Source organism: Sphingobacterium sp. MAE, assembly GCF_056711605.1.
In genome coordinates this window covers 2,513,376-2,529,634 of record NZ_CM160044.1, presented here as the reverse complement: position 1 = coordinate 2,529,634, position 16,259 = coordinate 2,513,376, and the positions used below count along the sequence as shown (strand labels likewise).

Sequence of the window (16,259 nt, the reverse complement as noted above, 5' to 3'; positions counted from 1 at the left end):
CAGCATCTGGAGTTCACAGGTAGAAACTCTTTTTAATACTTTTCTAATGTTAATTCTTGCTTTTCTCTTACCACTTCTTTGGCATTCATGATCATCATCAGCTGCTCTTCCCAGATCAGCTCCAAAGACTCGCCTGCTATGCTCAATACCTTGCGACTATCTTTTACGATGGTCAACCTTTCTAAGGTCACTTCTATTCCAAAGTGCTTGTTGAGATCGTTCAGTATCCGTTGTCGGTACTCTTCCCTTTCTGTCCGTGCAGGTACCGCCAGTTCATAGCAATATGAAGACACACAATCCCCTTTCTCTGTTGGTATAAACTGCTCCTTATGTTCTCCCAACACCAGTATTTGGTTAATCGGGAAGTTAGCAGGCAGTCCCAGAGCAAAGAGATAAATCTCATATACGGTCATATTGATCAGTGAGATCCGCAGTAAATCGGTATTGTCATTGCGCACAACCATACTGAAAGAATCCGAAGGTTCTAACAAGCGGATCATGAACGAGTAATAACGCTGTTCCGGTCTTTCCTTCATGACATACTTCATCGCCGATTGAGCGGAGCTTTCGGAAATTGGTAACGACACATTTTTAAAGAATCGTTCGGGTAAAAGAGTTATCATAACAGGTTTTTTAATAACTGGAACACGATTTTCACTCAGATAAGAAGACATTTCCTCTCGTAGGGTTAGCGCATAGCTATCCCGATTGCAAGTATTTTGCATTGTCTAAAAGTTTAAATTGGCTCCCTTAAAACCGAACTATTTGGACATAGCTCGCGCTGTAAGGAAACCAGTTAAAAAATAAAATCAAGAAAATGCAATTTTACGTCAGCGTCAATTGGTTATATCATGGTCTTCTTATATTGCATTCTTTGGTTAAAGAACAAAAACCGACTTTCCATTATTGATGTAATTCAATAAAACTTGATGACAATAATTTGCTTTATGACTGGAAAAGTGTAATTTTAGGTTACGAAGTCTAAAATCCGATTCAATTTAGCCTATGCAAGCAATTGTATATCAAAATGAAAGTCGGTAAACATAAGCCATTAAGGATGGTAAGAAGCTGATATTAGCCTGTCAAGAGCTCGCATTTTTTAGTATGAGGTATGGTCATCACACCATGCTTTCTACTATCTGCGCACCTTTTGATTTAGGACTAGCTTTCCCCTTCCCTATTTGCACTTAAGTTTTACTAAACGCCTCATTCTGGCGGAAAGAATTTGTTCTTTATTAAATGGGAATGTGCGAACCGGAGACAATAATCCTGGATTATGTCGTTGTTGGTTCTTTGGGTGGTTTTGAATCGTTTCATAATTTTTAGAGTTATGCAAACAATGTCAATCTCGAGCAAATTTGTCTCTCTTTGGAAAAAGCAAGGGACGGCATCACACTTTAGACCCGAAGGCGAGCTAAGCCCTTGTCACTTCTAAATCTTCGCGAGATTCCTGAAGGACCCATCTAAAGCATTGACGTGAGCCGCCCCAATGCTATATGGTAAAAGTACAAAACTTTTTCATTAAAGCACGGAGCGATCTACACGGTGCTCTCGGTGGTATTTTAGCTCTTTACGGGCCGAGAAAACATCGTTCAATTAGGGCTATGCCCTATTGTATAATCGCTTAGACAAATATATAAAATGGTTTCTATAAAAACAAATATAATTTATAGAAACCAATGATTAGAAATTATGGATGCTATTGAATTACTTAAACAAGATTTAAAAAACTTTAAGGCATATTTGCTTTCAAGAATATCTCTATTAGGATTAACTCACGAAAATTTTGCAAAAAAGGTTAATATTTCAAAAGGAGAAATCAGCAAGATTCTAAATGATAATCGTCAAGGTGTTTCTCTGACATCATTCTATCTTATTGCTGTGAACTCTGGCGATACTATAGAAAATGCAAGAGACTATATTTATCCCCACAGAAAATTTAATCTAAAAAAAGTTAAAATCGATACGAAGGAAAAGAAAAGTACAAATAAGTTCGGATTATATATGAAAGAAAACTTCGATTCGGACACCATTGAATATGTCGGTGGTAAAAACTCCTTTGACATCATCCAGCAAAAGACTGGGATCGAAGAAAAGCGATTAAAAGACATCTATTACAAAACAGGTGCACCAGAGCCTTTCGAGTTCTTACTCATCGAAAAAGCAGTCGGAAAGAAACCAGGTGAAATGATGAAGGACTATATAGAAAAGCATCCAGTAGTTAAGAAGACAAAGGACGAGTAAAAATCATCCTAACTACAAATCTAATGCTTCAAAGGTGGTATTTTTGCCTATGTACACATTAATTAGAATTATGATAGAAACGTTTACTGACCTGACCAATAAATTTATATTGGTAAAAGACATAATAACTAAACACAGTATTAGAGAAAAAAGAGTTGTTTGCAGATTTATGAATAAAAGATTAGGTTTTATTGTAAAATAATTTTAAAATATGAGTGAAATTATTCACAACTGGTTTGATGATTATAAATTAATTGCTCAATTATTATTGCGAAGAACTAGCAATAGTAATTGAGCAAAGGATCTTTATTACCATCTAAAAAACAAAACATTACTCAGCTTTTTAGAAACATTGGCTACTTATGCAAAACATACCTGAAGTTATCACTATAATTTCAACGCGAACATCAACGCAGATACACCAGCATGGTCAACATTTTCTGACATTTTTAAAGAAGCTATGAATAGTGAATACGATTGATTTCAATAAAAGACACTTAAATAAAACCATAGTATAACAAAGATAAAAATACACTTGAATTATGATAGCAAGTCAAACAAGAAACTCAAATGGAACCTACGGTCCTACCAAAAAGGGAAGATTATACTTACCAAAGCCGGACCACCGTACCTGTTCCACGAATCAGGGAAAAAGTAAATGGCTAATAAAGGAGAGCCAAGAGTTATCTATTTTTGAAATAGCTGAAAGCCCAACAAAAGAACTATTTTGCAATGAAAACAATTGCTATTTCGCTCTTGTGAACGATGCAGCAGAAATAATTGGCAGAAACAGTGAGCGCATAGCTAAATTTCCCAGTCCACAAAATACGTCAGATCCTTGGCATGGATATCCTGTAACTTGTCATGAAGAGCATAATTCCCCGTCAGACGATCTATTAGATATTATGGTTGAACAATCTGTAATTTCAAAAACAACCCGTAGAAGAATAGAAAGAAAGAAAATATGAAACCTATCACAATTAAAATATCAAATGATATCTCAGACTCATATTTCTACATGGGAAAGCTGTTTATGTTAACAGGAGATCGAGACTTAAAATTTATTGATAACGACAAGCTATTCAAAAAGTATATTCAAAACGGAAATACTTTAATAAACTATTGGTTGGAAAAGGTTCTATTTAGTAACGATACACTTCCTAGCTACAATGAGTTTAATTCCAAAACAAATAATGCAACTGGTTTTATTTCGTTTTGGAACATGATGGAGAATGAAAAAATTGAATTTCATATTAAAGATGAAGATCTTACATTTATTTGTAAACTTCCCGAAAATGAGTCTTTAGATTTCATCATATATGCTCAAAGAGCTTATTTAGCCAACAGAGATGGACTTTTCGAATGTCAACTTGACATAAATGGAGAGAATGTTACAAGTGCATCAAACGGTTTTCAAAGAATTTTTGACAGCAAATCCATCAATTTGAATCCAAGGGCTGGTAAAGTGTTAATTAGCACAAAAAAAAGACGGTTTATTTGTAGGTTCAATAGATAACCACAACGCACTAATGCAATTAAGTGAAAAACAAATAGCTGTTTCATCTTTAAGAACAGGTTGGGCCGAATACAACTTTATCAACTACGACTCTTCAACTGGAGGCGACTTCTTCGAAAATGAAACGGAAGAACAAACCAATGATGCTTTAAATTTCAGTATAGATGATGGGTCAAATATGAATCGAAAAATAAAAGAAATTGGAACAGAACCAATTACTCTTAATGAAATGTTTTCAAAGAGGAATGATTTAGAAAAAATAGTATTTTCATTTAACTCTTTACGTAATTCTTTTAACATTTCAGAATCTGGAAAAATATATTTTAACTCTTTTTCTAAGACAAATGAATATAAAAGCTTTGGGCAACTATCTTTCGATTTGGAGAAATTAGGATATCCATTGTCAGCCCACACCATCCCCGGAGGTACGCTATATGAATTCTTTGAAAAAATAATTTTCGTAAAAAATGGCCAAATAAACATTTTAAGTGAAATAGAATGCAAACAGATAAGAACTTTCACTTCGTCAAGATGGTTTAAAAATATTGTAATGGCAATATCCGATGATTGTCTAGAAATACATAGTATACCTCCACAGGATTATAATAGATTCCATTAATAAAGAAAACTACAGTAATATACTCCAATTTCGCTAACAATTTACTTCTCTATAACCTAATTAAATATTTGCCAAATAAAATAGTCATACTATAGCCTTACTTTTTAAGTTTCAAAGTAAGGCTATAGACTTCGAACCGATACTTAAATTAAATAATAATGTCCCTTAAACGATAAGCTTCTCTTGAACCGACTTGAATAAGAGCATTAAGCATCAGTAAATAGTAATCCATTGCTGCTTTATTTACCCTCAAATAACTTAGATGGTCATCGTAAACCTGTTTTACGTAAAGTTCCGCTGCCGCAACTGCTTTCACATCTAAGTTCTTAGTATAGGACGCGGTATCAGGAAAACTAATCATGAGCCAGCCAAGACTCTTGGGCTGGTAAGTTGAACCAACTCCGGAAAGAAAACGGAATAAATCCGTTGCCAAATCTCTATCAGCCATTCCTTTTTCCTTGGTTAGTGTTTCGTAAATCATTTGATTTTCAGGTGTCGGAGATATTTTGCGAGCAGTTTCCGGGTGTCGCAAAGAATAAAGAAATATTATCTTCAACAACATAATTCTGGGGCTAACTTCAACAACATAGTAAAGAACAATTTGTAACTGTCTCCAGAATTGAAGTGGATAATCTGTATCATGTGCGATTGCGGTCATGAGTTCATAAACCCCTACTAATAATTTGGGCTGTTTCACGATTAGCATCAATAATTTATAAGCAGAACGAACGGTATTTTCATTTTGATCACTTAACAGATGATCAACCAATAACTGTTCTAATACACTCTTAAAATGTGTCTCTGAATAACTTTCCAGATTGGAGTAACTTTCCAATTGCGTTATCAAGGTTTCCAAAAATGGATAATAATCAGTGGCAAGCATGTTCAACGGAACAGCAGACAATGCCTGGATGAGCTTCAAGCCTTCCGCTTTACCAAGATCGATATCTACAGCTTCAATATCCTGATCATCTCTAATTGCTTTTTCAAATTCCTCAGCATAAGCCTTTTGCTCATCCTGGTTCAATTTATAATTATGGATAGGTTTGAGTGGTGGATTTTTGTAAAATGATTTTTTGAGCAATAATTGGAAACATTGCCTAGCAAAATCAAAATCATTCGTCCATCCACACTCTCGAAGCGCTAATAAAAGTTGTGAAAATGTCTCATCATAACCGTATAGCAATATGGTTTCAATCGTGCTCTTTACTTCCTGGATATTACATTTCTCCGCACATTTTTGGCTGAGTAAAACAGGTAGTATTCTGGTGATAACTCCATCTTCCCGTTCACTTGCTCTTGTAGCGGCAGATTTTGCCGATTCAGTTATTGGCTGTAACTCCGGGATAATCTTATTTAAGCAAAATTCAAGCTCTTCTTCTGTTAACTGCTCAGCAAAAAAACGCAGTCCGGCTGTTGCAAGTTCTATATCGGGGCGGTTAAAAAGCCATACTTGGCTAAAATCTATTGTTAATAATTTTTTATAGTTGACCCGCCATTCATCAACGAGTGGTGTCTCTGACTGTAAATCTTTTTGCAATTTATTTGCATAAAGATGGACGCTTATAGCATTTGTATCATGGTTGTACTCGGCAGCTGAATCCACAACCTTTTGCAGATCCTCCGGCAATGGTTTTGGAATAAATTCTATCCGTTGCTCATCTTCATTAATTTCGGGTTCGGTGTTTCTGATGTCCATGCGGGCTAATGCCAGTCTCCAAAGTAAATCACCCTTATCAGCTTCAGTTAAATGCTGGTCAATAATCTGATTTATACGAGCCGTAAAATAAAGTTGACGTTGGGTAACTAGCATTTCCATATGTCGCTGCCGGTGTAACAACTGATTTGAACGATGGCGTTCTCCAGTATAATAATGATCATTTCCCATCGTGGATGAATGGTGACGCCCGCCATAATCACAAGAAAAACGAGTTAAATCCCAGCTAAAAAATTCGCGTACCGAAAACAACACATCGATCTCGTTTCCGAATGTAAACGGATAAGCTGTAGCTATACTGACCAATACTCCGGTTAGCATTACCGTTTCTGCCTGTAGCATGATTTTTTTAAATACTTCTTCCAACTTATCACCATTGGCCGCTCGTTCTAATAAAACAGTTTCAAGCGCCATTAGTGACGACTGTATCAAATATGGAACTCGGCTTTCACCCCTGTATCCTGAAAATAAATCGTAATTACCTAACTGTACCGTTTCTTGATCATCATCCAACCTAATTATTAACGAGGCTAAGTCTTTCGCATAATCGGAAAGCTTATAAAACTTCATTGCCCGATTGGTAATTTCAATAAGAAAGTCCAAAGCTGTGTCAAAATGATACTTGAACAGATAGAGAAATGGCGTTTGAAAAGCACTTGCACTAAAGTAATCATATGGGTAATCTACCAGCCCGAAGCTGGCTTCCATATAATGAGAAGTTTCTAGACGAGGGTTTTTATTGCTAAACCATTCTGATCGAGCAATCTCGATAATCTTATCGGGAAAATATCGATATACTTTTTCAATACTTTCCGGCTCTTTCAATAATAACTTATTTACAGATTTTACAAAATTCACGGGATAACCACCATCGAATTTACGAGCAACAGTTATATTTTTTATTTCTTCTATGAAAATTCCAATTTCAGGCTCCGCAAATGGGATTACCCAAAACAGCACCTCAAATAAATCATTCAATTTGTATGTAAAATGATCAGTACCAATAGAATTCAAAATATTCAAACAAATTCGAGCAACTATTTCAGACTCGCTTGGTAGTTCATCTTGTGGCTTGAACTGGGCTTTCCAATGTTGCAGTAAATCAAACAACAGGCTATCAAAATCTTCTTTATGTGATTCGTAATGTTTGCCAAGAAATTTGACAAGTGCATTCCAACCGGGTCCAAACGTAACTAATGATATTTTGCTATCAACCAGAGCCTGTGGAAGCGCGTATGCAAGTTTCGCCAGGTTAAATAATTTAGAATACAGCGTCAGATGGTTAGAAATCAACGATACCTCATTTATTTCCATTAATTCAAATGCCTGTTCAGAGCCAAGAATACCGATTAACAATTCTTCCACAAGTGATTGACTTGCATGCCCGATACTAAGTGTTTCCGTAAGAAAGCGGCGTCCTACATCTGGTTCGGCCAACATAAGTTCTTGAACCCATATTCGCAGACCGCGACGGATTACCGGGCTGGTATCAATGTCAGCCAGGAATTGTGCTGTATCGGTTTTTACTTCAAATCGCGCCTGCAAATCGCGACTTACTACGAGATCTTCGAGTACATCATGCTTGGGTGCATACTGATACTGTGAAGGATGTTTCAATAACAAACCATCAGCTGTAAGTTCTTCAGCAAATTCCAGAGCGCCTTCATCACACCCTATAAAAGCCTGTCTTTCAATCGCACGTTTAAGTACAAGCTTGCTAAAAATAGAACCTCGCCTCGCACTTTGACCAAGCTTGCCATGTCCCCTCTTTTCAACTACCCGTTCCCATATAGCTTTTTTGAACTCTCCTTCAGTGATGGTTTGAGCATCTTCAAACGTTTCAGCAAGAAAAATAGCTTGACTAAGGAAGTACGGTAAAGACAGTAATTGTAGGAGTTTCGGATTGGTCAGCAAGCCGGAAATTTCTGGCTTTGCCTCGGCAAATGCATCAAGTTGCTCGTGTGAAAGCGGGCTAACGATAATATTGAATATTTCCTCGTTTTTAATGCGAAACTTCTTCCTTAGCGTTTCAAAGGCATAACTTCGACAAGTAACAATAATTGTGATATTTTTTCGCTCACGAACTTTCCTTAGTAATTCATTGAACGCATCGGAATAATCACTTTCGTATAATTTCTCAAAACTATCAATATAAATAATCAGTTTAGATAGATGCTGCCACTGGCTTAAAAGTGTTTCTATGTCACTGTGCACACCTATTTCGGCTAAACTTTGGGCTATACTGCTTTTGTCTAAAATATCACCCTTTAGTGCTATAAAGCCGATATCACTCCCATATACGCCGTTTAAATAATCCTTAATAACACCTGACTTGCCAGCACCACCTTCTCCTGTAAGCGCTATTATCTGATAGCGTCTTATCGCATCGTCTATCGCAGGAAAATAACTATCACGGCTTATATGATAGTCATCAATATGATTCTCTATAGCTGAAACCAAGCTATGGCTTTTCTTTAACAGCTCCTGTAATTCACCACTTAACTTGTTGCTTTCGTCGGCGCTGAAAAGCGCTTTTACATCATCGGGAACATTCTCAATAGTTAATGTCGCTCCATGTTGATTACATTGTTCCGCAAAATTCAATAAACGTAAAAGTGTGTCATCTGGCGTAATCGCTTGGCGTAGGTGCGGCTTTAAAAACCACTTAAGAACTTCCTGATCTTTACTGGGAATTGCAAGGTAGTCGTAAGCTTTTACATAGAAGCACTTTAAAAACTTCCAAATGTCATCTGCGCCAACAGCTCCTCCAGCCGCTTTGTTAAGGGCATCTTTAAAGTATCCGTATTTGTTAAATTTTGCTTTGTTGAGTTTGAGCTTATTTGCCAAGTCGGTAGCATCTTTGCTGAAACGAGACCAATCAAGCACACCTATGGCATCATCGGCATCAACCTTGCTTAGTGCATCGGTAAAAACAATAAATTTGTCACGGCTTGGGTCAAAAACACCGCTCGTAAAATCAATATATGCTTGCTGTATGACTTTCTCAAATGTTTCATTTTTATTGATTTCAAAGCCTTTTTTGGATTGTAAATAATGCTTATGTTGTCCTGATACATTTTTCAACGTAACGAGCAAATCATCGGTTTCTACAACGTGTTTAGCCTGAAAACCAAGTTCTGTAACTTCTAATCTATCTGAAAATGGTACAGGTATGCCGACTATCAAAGATGCAATATATGAAACCTGCACATAATGTTCTAAGCGGAATCCGACTCCGCTTGTCGATATAGGGTTAAATGTAGTAGTGCTCATTTTAAGGTAATGCTTAGGCTATTTCAAATCATTATTATTACATAATGGTGATGTTGACCGCTCCGCTGAACATACTGAACCCCTCTATTGGGTATTCTTTCAGTCCAACTGATGACCTGACAATATTACTTCTTTTTTCTTACACTTTCGCCTTTAAGTTCAATTCGATATGAACTATGAATTAGTCTATCGAGTATTGCAGACTGGGTGGGTTATTCAGAGATTTTGGAACTTGACGGTTTTAATGCCCTACTTTACAATTTCAAAAAATTTGTCCAATAATTAGAACAAAATCCTGATGAGTCGCAGAACTACAGCATCATATCAGTGTTTCAGGAAAAAAATAAGCACTTAAAAGTTTACAATAAACACGCCACTTCTCAACTGTAAAGTTTTTCTAGGACGACACAGGTATATCTACCAAAATCCTGACACTAGATTCTATATCACATTAACAACCAGCGTCTTTTTTGCTGTTCTATTTAATAATCAAATTCACAGACTTTTATTTTGGCTTATGATCAAATTAAGGAATGCTATTCACAATCAACTACCTATCCTTTGAAACTATATGGTATAGTGAAAGTGACACAAAAGATAAAGCCATATTACAATCATTTGTTACTTTTATAGCTTTTGACCGAGCATTGACCTTGTTAAAAGACTTAAAATTTAACCTTCAGATTTTCTAAGGATGATAGTTCGATCTTTCTTGAATAAATGGGAGAACTTAGCAGCAGAGATAGAGAAAGTAAATGAAAATGAAAATAAAAATAATTGAGATAGTTTTGAACGAGTCTCAATTTACAGGCTCCGGCGACACTCAAACCGTGATCTAGGACAATTTCCTGAGTTAACTGTTTTTGTTGCCGGAGCCCCAACCTTTTTTTGTGATGACTTCTTTTAGGATATCATGGTTCATACTCAGCTCGGCAAACATCTTTTTCAGGCGTGCATTTTCTTCTTCAAGTTCCTTCAGGCGCTTGACATCAGATGCTTCCATGCCACCGTAACGGCTTTTCCAGTTATAAAAGGTGGCTTTGCTAATCTCAAGCTCCCGGCAGATATCATCCTTCTTTCTACCTTCTTCTCCCTCTTTGAGAGCTCTTACAATCTGTGTTTCTGTAAAACGTGTCTTTTTCATCTTATTACTTAAATCTAAACATTTATGTCCAGTTTTAAGCTGTTTGATTTTTTGGGATACTTACAGATGATAGTAACATCAACAGAAGTAGATATAAGATTCTTTTCATAATTTAGTCCGGATTTCTAAAAAACAAAATGGATATCTAGAAATCAGATACAATATAAACTAGAATAAAAAATTAAAAGCAAAATAGCTTTGTAATTTGCGATTGCGCGCAATGATAAGTAATCTTATTATGCTTAGTATACGGGAAACCGTAAAAGGAGATAAAAAGCATATTTTAAATATTTTTCAGTTGCATTTATATTAAATATTTTACATCTTCGTTATTAAATGATAAATTAAACCTCTTAAATGGCCACACCTAGAATATTTGTTAGCTCAACATGCTATGATCTACAAGAAATCCGATTTCAATTACGAAGCTTTATTCAAGAATATGGTTACGAAGCTGTTTTGAGTGAATTTGACGATATATTTTATGATTATGATAAACATGTTCAAGATTCCTGTCTTGATGAAATACCAAAATGTCAGTTATTTATTTTAATTATTGGTAATAATTACGGTAGCTTTTATCATAAAGAAAGCTCTAGAAATAAAGTTCCAGATAGTGTTACATTGCAAGAATTTAGGAAAGCCCTGAATCACAAAATTAACAAACACCTATTTATAAATAAGTTTGTAGATTACGACTACAACAACTATAAAAGAGCACTCAACAGTTATATTTCTGAATTTTTCAGAAAAAACGATATTGACGAAAGTGAAGTTGAAAATCAATCACTTCAGCTCCGTAATGACTTTAATAAAAAATATTATTTTCCTTCAGAATCATACAAATACATTTTCCCATTTTTGGATGTAGTATATGAACTCAATGAAGGAAATTCTCGAAATACATTTGAATCCTTTGCTGATATCAAAAGCAGTTTAAAAAAACAATGGGCAGGTTTAATTTATGAAGCACTTACCTCAAAAAGAAATGCTACGGTTGCTCAAGTAAATAATTTAGAGGTTAAATTAGATCACATAGAAAAAAGTTTAAACAAACTAATAGGTTCTGGAACCTCAAGTGAAGACGGAAATATCACATTGAATGTTAACGATTTAATAATGGATATTAAAATTGATAACTTAGAAAAATTGCAAGATAAACTTCATAATATAATCGATAGTATCTGTAATTATGAAGTTTACAGCGATTTTGACGGAAGTTCATGGTCTCACCAGCGTTTTTATTTTAATAAAAAACCAGATATAAATTTTACAAAAAATTGGTTGAAAGGTCTAAATAAACTAGTCAAAAATTTTAAGTGGTCTAAATTTATAACATTAGACACACTATTTCCGGAAAATCAAATTCAAATTCGAGATAGCCATCACAATGACATTCCCTATACTGTCATATTAGAGCTATCAAATCTATACAATTCTTTAAATGAGGATGAAAAAGAGAGTTTTACAAATACTATAGCAGCTTTATTGCGAAAAAACTATGACAAAAATACAGGATTATCCTCATCGCCACCTACAACTATTCAAGATGATAACAATTTGCCTTTTTAATCAAAAGTTAGTACTATACCTATTTTATTATGGATAAAACAATCGAACAAATTTTCAAGGCATTTAATCACATAGTTAGAGAGCTTCAAATCTACGTCTTAAATGGCACCTTAATACTAATAAATATCTATATCCTTGACTATTTCTATTTTGAATCATCTTTAATGAAAACTCTGAATCCTAAAGAGTTTTATCTACCCTTAATAATTATAGCTTATGTTTTTGGCCATTTTTGTATGGCCATATTTTATTGTATTTTCGAAAGAACTGTTCTGGAAGGAAAAATAAAGGAGTTACTAAAATTTAATTATCAAGTCGATTCCGGCTTACTTCCTAAAATATATAATATTGAAAAAGACACTTATATTCATTTTATTGAGCGTTATGTTGTTTTAGTCATGATGCGCTACATTATGAGTGCAGCATTTTTTGTAATATTTTTGACAAATATATATTTCGTAGTTACAGATAATAAGTGGCAAATTTGTTTAATTACTACTTTTAGTTTTTTCGCATCTCTATCCCTATATATTCTTACTTGTAGAACCGAAAATGATTACGCAGATAGGATAAAATCTATGAGACCCTAACACAGTTTAAGTTACACTCTCTTTGATTTGTATCTGGTTCTTAACTACATTCATGGCAGCTTCTACTTATTGTTTAGGAATTTCCATATACTATTATTCTAGCTCAAATAATAAATAGCCAAACTCCTTATTCATATCTATTTTATCTTCGATTTGTGTAGTAATAATTGAAGTTTTGAACTTGTATTTGTTGGTATATTTTTTATTGTTCAAGTCGTAATATTCGACATTCATTTCAACTTTTGGAAAATCGTCAAAATCAAAATTATAGCTATTCTCATTAATTTCTCTAATTAAGTTATTCTTAAAAATATAATATAAAAAATGCAAAATAGTTATCTCTCTTGGTATTGAATGATAATGTGTATGTTCCTTTACATTTATGGGTGTTATATAATCTGTTGTTTGTACTATCCTCTTTTCATTAATAAATGTCATCTGAAAATTATCATTACTTCTCCTCTTTAAAAGGTAGTATTTCAAAGGTTTATATTCACTAAAGTAAAAATCTTCTGTAAACTCTTTTTCCAATAATTGCAAAGCCTTTTCCATCTCAAATTTCCATGTGACCTTTATATTTTTCGCAATTCCAAAACCTAAGTTTTCAATTTTATACAATGAGGAAATTCCAAATTCTTTTTTTTGAGTCTTATCATCTTTATATTCATTGAAATTTTCCGCTTTAAACAATAGTAATTCATCTGTTTCTAAACACAATGGGCTTTTATGAATAGTTACTAAAAATGATTTTAATAATATTAGGGGTTTATATGTTGAAAGTCTCTGATTTTTGACCTCTAGAAGCGTATAAAGTGCAATTGAATATTCCGCACCATACTACACCACTGTTCCGCTTCAAAGTGCACCAGTTATTACGCTCCAAAGTACACCACTTTTGATGGTTATTTAGGGGTTGTTTGATGGGTACTGTCGTTTAAGATATTTTCTTCGACAACTGCCATTCCGACACAAAGTACACCAATTATTCCGCAGCAAAGTACACCACTGGATATTTTGAGAAAAAAAGATTGCTAAGTTAGGTATCAGTTAGATTCCTAAGATATGGCAAACAAACCTCTAAGTATGCAAAAGATAAAACAGCTATTACTTTTTATGGAACGTGGGTTTTCACAACGTTCCATTGAAAAAGAAACAGGTATCAATAGACGTACAATTGCCGGATATATGAAACGGTTTTCCGCATGTGGAATGAGTATCCAAGAACTGCTTCTATTTGATGACAGTGAGCTATATGCATACCTTAATGCCGATAAGAAAGAGCTAAATAAAGATCCCCGACAATTGCACCTGGAGTCACTCTACGAATACCTGACTTCTGAACTTCGCCGTGTGGGCGTCACCCGGCAGCTTCTATGGCAGGAGTACATTGCAGAATATCCCGATGGCTTTGGGTATTCAAGATTCTGTGAACTGCTGCAGGAACACATCCGTAAACGTAGTGCCACCATGCATTTCGAACATGATCCAGGAAAGCTCTTAGAGGTGGACTTTGCAGGAGATAAACTGCATTATATTGATAGCATTAGCGGTGAACCCGTCGAATGTCCCGTATTTGTCGCCGTTTTACCTTTTAGTGGTTATAGCTACGTTGAAGCCCTGCCTAATGCTTCTTTACCGCAAGTTGTACGTGCACTGAACAATGCTCTGAGCTATTTCGGAGGTGTACCTCTTTCGGTAAAATCAGACAACATGAAGCAATGGGTAATCCGTAGCAACCGTTACGAGCCAACATTTGCAAATATGCTGGAACAGTGGGCAAACCATAACAGTATTGCGCTATTGGCAGCACGTCCAGCAAAGCCAAAAGACAAACCATCCGTGGAAGGTGGAGTAAGGACAACCTATCTCCGCGTGTACGCACCCTTAAGAAATGAAACTTACACAAGCCTCTTTTCGCTAAACGGTGCAATCCGGGAAAAGCTCAATGAACACCACGAAAAAAACTTCCAGCGTAAAAGCTTCAGCAGAAAAGAACGCTTTGAAGGTCAGGAAAAAGCTCTGTTAAAGCCTCTACCGGAAACAAGATATATTATTAAGTATTATACAAAGGGAAAGATACAGAGCAACTACCATATTGTACTGGGTGAGGATTGGCATTTCTATAGCGTACCTTATCGCTATATAGGCAGTAAGGTTACTGTCATCTACTGTACGGATATTGTTGAGATATACAGCGATAACAAGCGTATTGCTCTACATAAACGTAGCTATAAAAAACATGGGTATACGACTGTTGCGGAACATCGTCCCCCGAACCACCAACATATGTACGACAGTTCATTATGGAATCCGGAGGATTACATTACAAAAGCAGAAAAATATGGAACTGCAACCGTGGAATACTTTCAGAAGGTCATGGACAGTAAACTGGTCATAGATCAGTCCTATCAATCCTGTCAGGGGCTTCTGCGCTTAGCTTCACTTTACCCAGATCGCATAGAGAATGCCTGCCGAAGGGCTTTGAAAGGACATCGTTTCAACTATATGGTCATCAAAAATATTATTGACAATAAGATGGATCTGCTGGAAAACGACAATAACAGAAAATCACAGTACAGTATTCCCGCGCATGAAAACATCAGAGGTGCGGATGAGTACAGATAAAAAAAGAAACATATGAATATAGATCAGACAATCGAACAGCTGAGATCGCTACGTTTGGCCGGGATGGCCAAACGTTATGAAGCGGTCGCTTTTTTACCTGTACATGAGCTACAGGACATCCATGAACTGCTTGGCTCAATGGTACATGCAGAAGTTGAATACCGAGAACATGGAAGAACACAAAAATATCTAAAAGCCAGTCGCTTGAGATATAATGCACTACCTGAGGAGATACTCTGCAGTTCTGAGCGAGGGATAACCCGAGAAATGATCCTCAGGTTATCTGACGGAACATTCATACAGAGAGGAGAAAATGTCCTGATAACCGGTTCAACAGGATCGGGCAAAAGCTTTCTGGCATGTGCGCTTGGAAGATCTGCCTGCTTGCTTGGTTACAGAACGCTATACTTTGGAATGAACCGATTCATGGATACGGTAGTTCAGACAAGATTAGATGGAACCTACCTGAAATGGATAAAGGGTATTGCAAATCAAAAACTACTCATACTGGATGACTTCGGGCTTAAGTCTATCGATGCAGACACTAGACTTGCACTTCTGGACCTTTTGGAAGACAGGTACGGTAACAGCTCTGTAATTATTACATCACAGCTACCAGTCGAGGCTTGGTACAACTTTATAGATGAACCAACTCTTGCGGATGCTATAATGGACAGATTGACAGCTTCATCTCACAGGCTACCGTTACAGGGCAAGTCTTTAAGAAAGAAAAAAAATAACTAAGTTTGAAAAAGTTAATATAAATCCAGTGGCATAAGGCTCGAATTATTGGTCTTTAAAACTGGTGCACTTTCACTCGGAATGGGTGGTGTACTTTCTCCGGAATATTTAGCAATTATCGCAGATATAAACGTGCCGATACTAGCAAGTAGGTTTAATATTTCTTTATGCTTAATAATGAATTCACTCATTTAAGTTTTGTTTATTTTTGGCTATCA

Annotated in this window: 12 protein-coding genes and 1 pseudogene; 8 read left to right on the top strand and 5 right to left on the bottom strand. The window is 35.6% G+C overall.

Features of this window, described 5'->3' with window-relative positions; translation table 11 throughout:
* Nucleotides 1-32: 32 nt before the first annotated feature.
* Nucleotides 33-725, bottom strand: a complete 693-nt coding sequence (locus AC06G9_RS10650) for a hypothetical protein (protein WP_480958117.1) — start codon at nt 723-725, stop codon at nt 33-35.
* A 967-nt stretch (nt 726-1,692) separates the two neighbouring features.
* Between AC06G9_RS10650 and AC06G9_RS10645 the strand changes: the two genes are divergently transcribed.
* The 4 genes from AC06G9_RS10645 (at nt 1,693) to AC06G9_RS10630 (ending at nt 4,379) form a co-directional block, all read left to right on the top strand.
* Nucleotides 1,693-2,244, top strand: a complete 552-nt coding sequence (locus AC06G9_RS10645) for a hypothetical protein (RefSeq protein WP_480958116.1) — start codon at nt 1,693-1,695, stop codon at nt 2,242-2,244.
* Between the two features lie 542 nt (nt 2,245-2,786).
* A complete protein-coding gene (locus AC06G9_RS10640; RefSeq protein WP_480958115.1) occupies nt 2,787-3,212 on the top strand; it encodes a hypothetical protein in 426 nt (141 codons plus the stop codon).
* Nucleotides 3,209-3,760, top strand: a complete 552-nt coding sequence (locus AC06G9_RS10635; RefSeq protein WP_480958114.1) for a hypothetical protein — start codon at nt 3,209-3,211, stop codon at nt 3,758-3,760. Before AC06G9_RS10640 ends, AC06G9_RS10635 begins: the two co-directional genes overlap by 4 nt.
* A 13-nt stretch (nt 3,761-3,773) precedes the next feature.
* A complete protein-coding gene (locus AC06G9_RS10630; protein WP_480958113.1) occupies nt 3,774-4,379 on the top strand; it encodes a hypothetical protein in 606 nt (201 codons plus the stop codon).
* A gap of 148 nt (nt 4,380-4,527) precedes the next feature.
* On the opposite strand, the gene AC06G9_RS10625 is transcribed toward AC06G9_RS10630, so the two are convergent.
* The 3 genes and pseudogenes from AC06G9_RS10625 to AC06G9_RS10615 form a co-directional block, all read right to left on the bottom strand.
* A complete protein-coding gene (locus AC06G9_RS10625; RefSeq protein ID WP_480958112.1) occupies nt 4,528-9,369 on the bottom strand; it encodes an NACHT domain-containing protein in 4,842 nt (1,613 codons plus the stop codon).
* 125 nt (nt 9,370-9,494) lie between these two features.
* Nucleotides 9,495-9,566 (bottom strand): hypothetical protein, encoded by a 72-nt coding sequence (locus AC06G9_RS10620; RefSeq protein ID WP_480958178.1) that lies wholly within the window; start codon nt 9,564-9,566, stop codon nt 9,495-9,497.
* 686 nt (nt 9,567-10,252) lie between these two features.
* A pseudogene (locus AC06G9_RS10615) lies at nt 10,253-10,513 on the bottom strand (transposase); the annotation flags it as partial.
* Nucleotides 10,514-10,870: 357 nt separating this feature from the next.
* Between AC06G9_RS10615 and AC06G9_RS10610 the strand changes: the two are divergent.
* Together AC06G9_RS10610 and AC06G9_RS10605 are read left to right on the top strand one after the other, a co-directional pair.
* Nucleotides 10,871-12,085 carry a DUF4062 domain-containing protein gene (locus AC06G9_RS10610; RefSeq protein WP_480958111.1) on the top strand — a complete coding sequence of 405 codons (1,215 nt, stop codon included), beginning with the start codon at nt 10,871-10,873 and terminating at the stop codon, nt 12,083-12,085.
* A 29-nt stretch (nt 12,086-12,114) separates the two neighbouring features.
* Nucleotides 12,115-12,675: a hypothetical protein gene (locus AC06G9_RS10605; RefSeq protein WP_480958110.1), complete on the top strand. Its 561-nt coding sequence runs from the start codon at nt 12,115-12,117 to the stop codon at nt 12,673-12,675.
* Between the two features lie 93 nt (nt 12,676-12,768).
* Here AC06G9_RS10605 and AC06G9_RS10600 read toward each other — a convergent pair whose 3' ends face one another.
* Entirely contained in the window at nt 12,769-13,392 is a 624-nt protein-coding gene (locus AC06G9_RS10600) for a hypothetical protein (RefSeq protein WP_480958109.1), read from the bottom strand.
* A gap of 366 nt (nt 13,393-13,758) precedes the next feature.
* On the opposite strand from AC06G9_RS10600, the gene istA reads away from it, so the two are divergent.
* Nucleotides 13,759-15,300, top strand: a complete 1,542-nt coding sequence (istA, locus tag AC06G9_RS10595; protein WP_480958108.1) for an IS21 family transposase — start codon at nt 13,759-13,761, stop codon at nt 15,298-15,300.
* 12 nt (nt 15,301-15,312) lie between these two features.
* The gene (istB, locus tag AC06G9_RS10590; protein ID WP_108159660.1) at nt 15,313-16,044 is read left to right on the top strand and encodes an IS21-like element helper ATPase IstB; all 732 of its coding nucleotides are present in this window, start codon (nt 15,313-15,315) and stop codon (nt 16,042-16,044) included.
* Nucleotides 16,045-16,259: the final 215 nt, after the last annotated feature.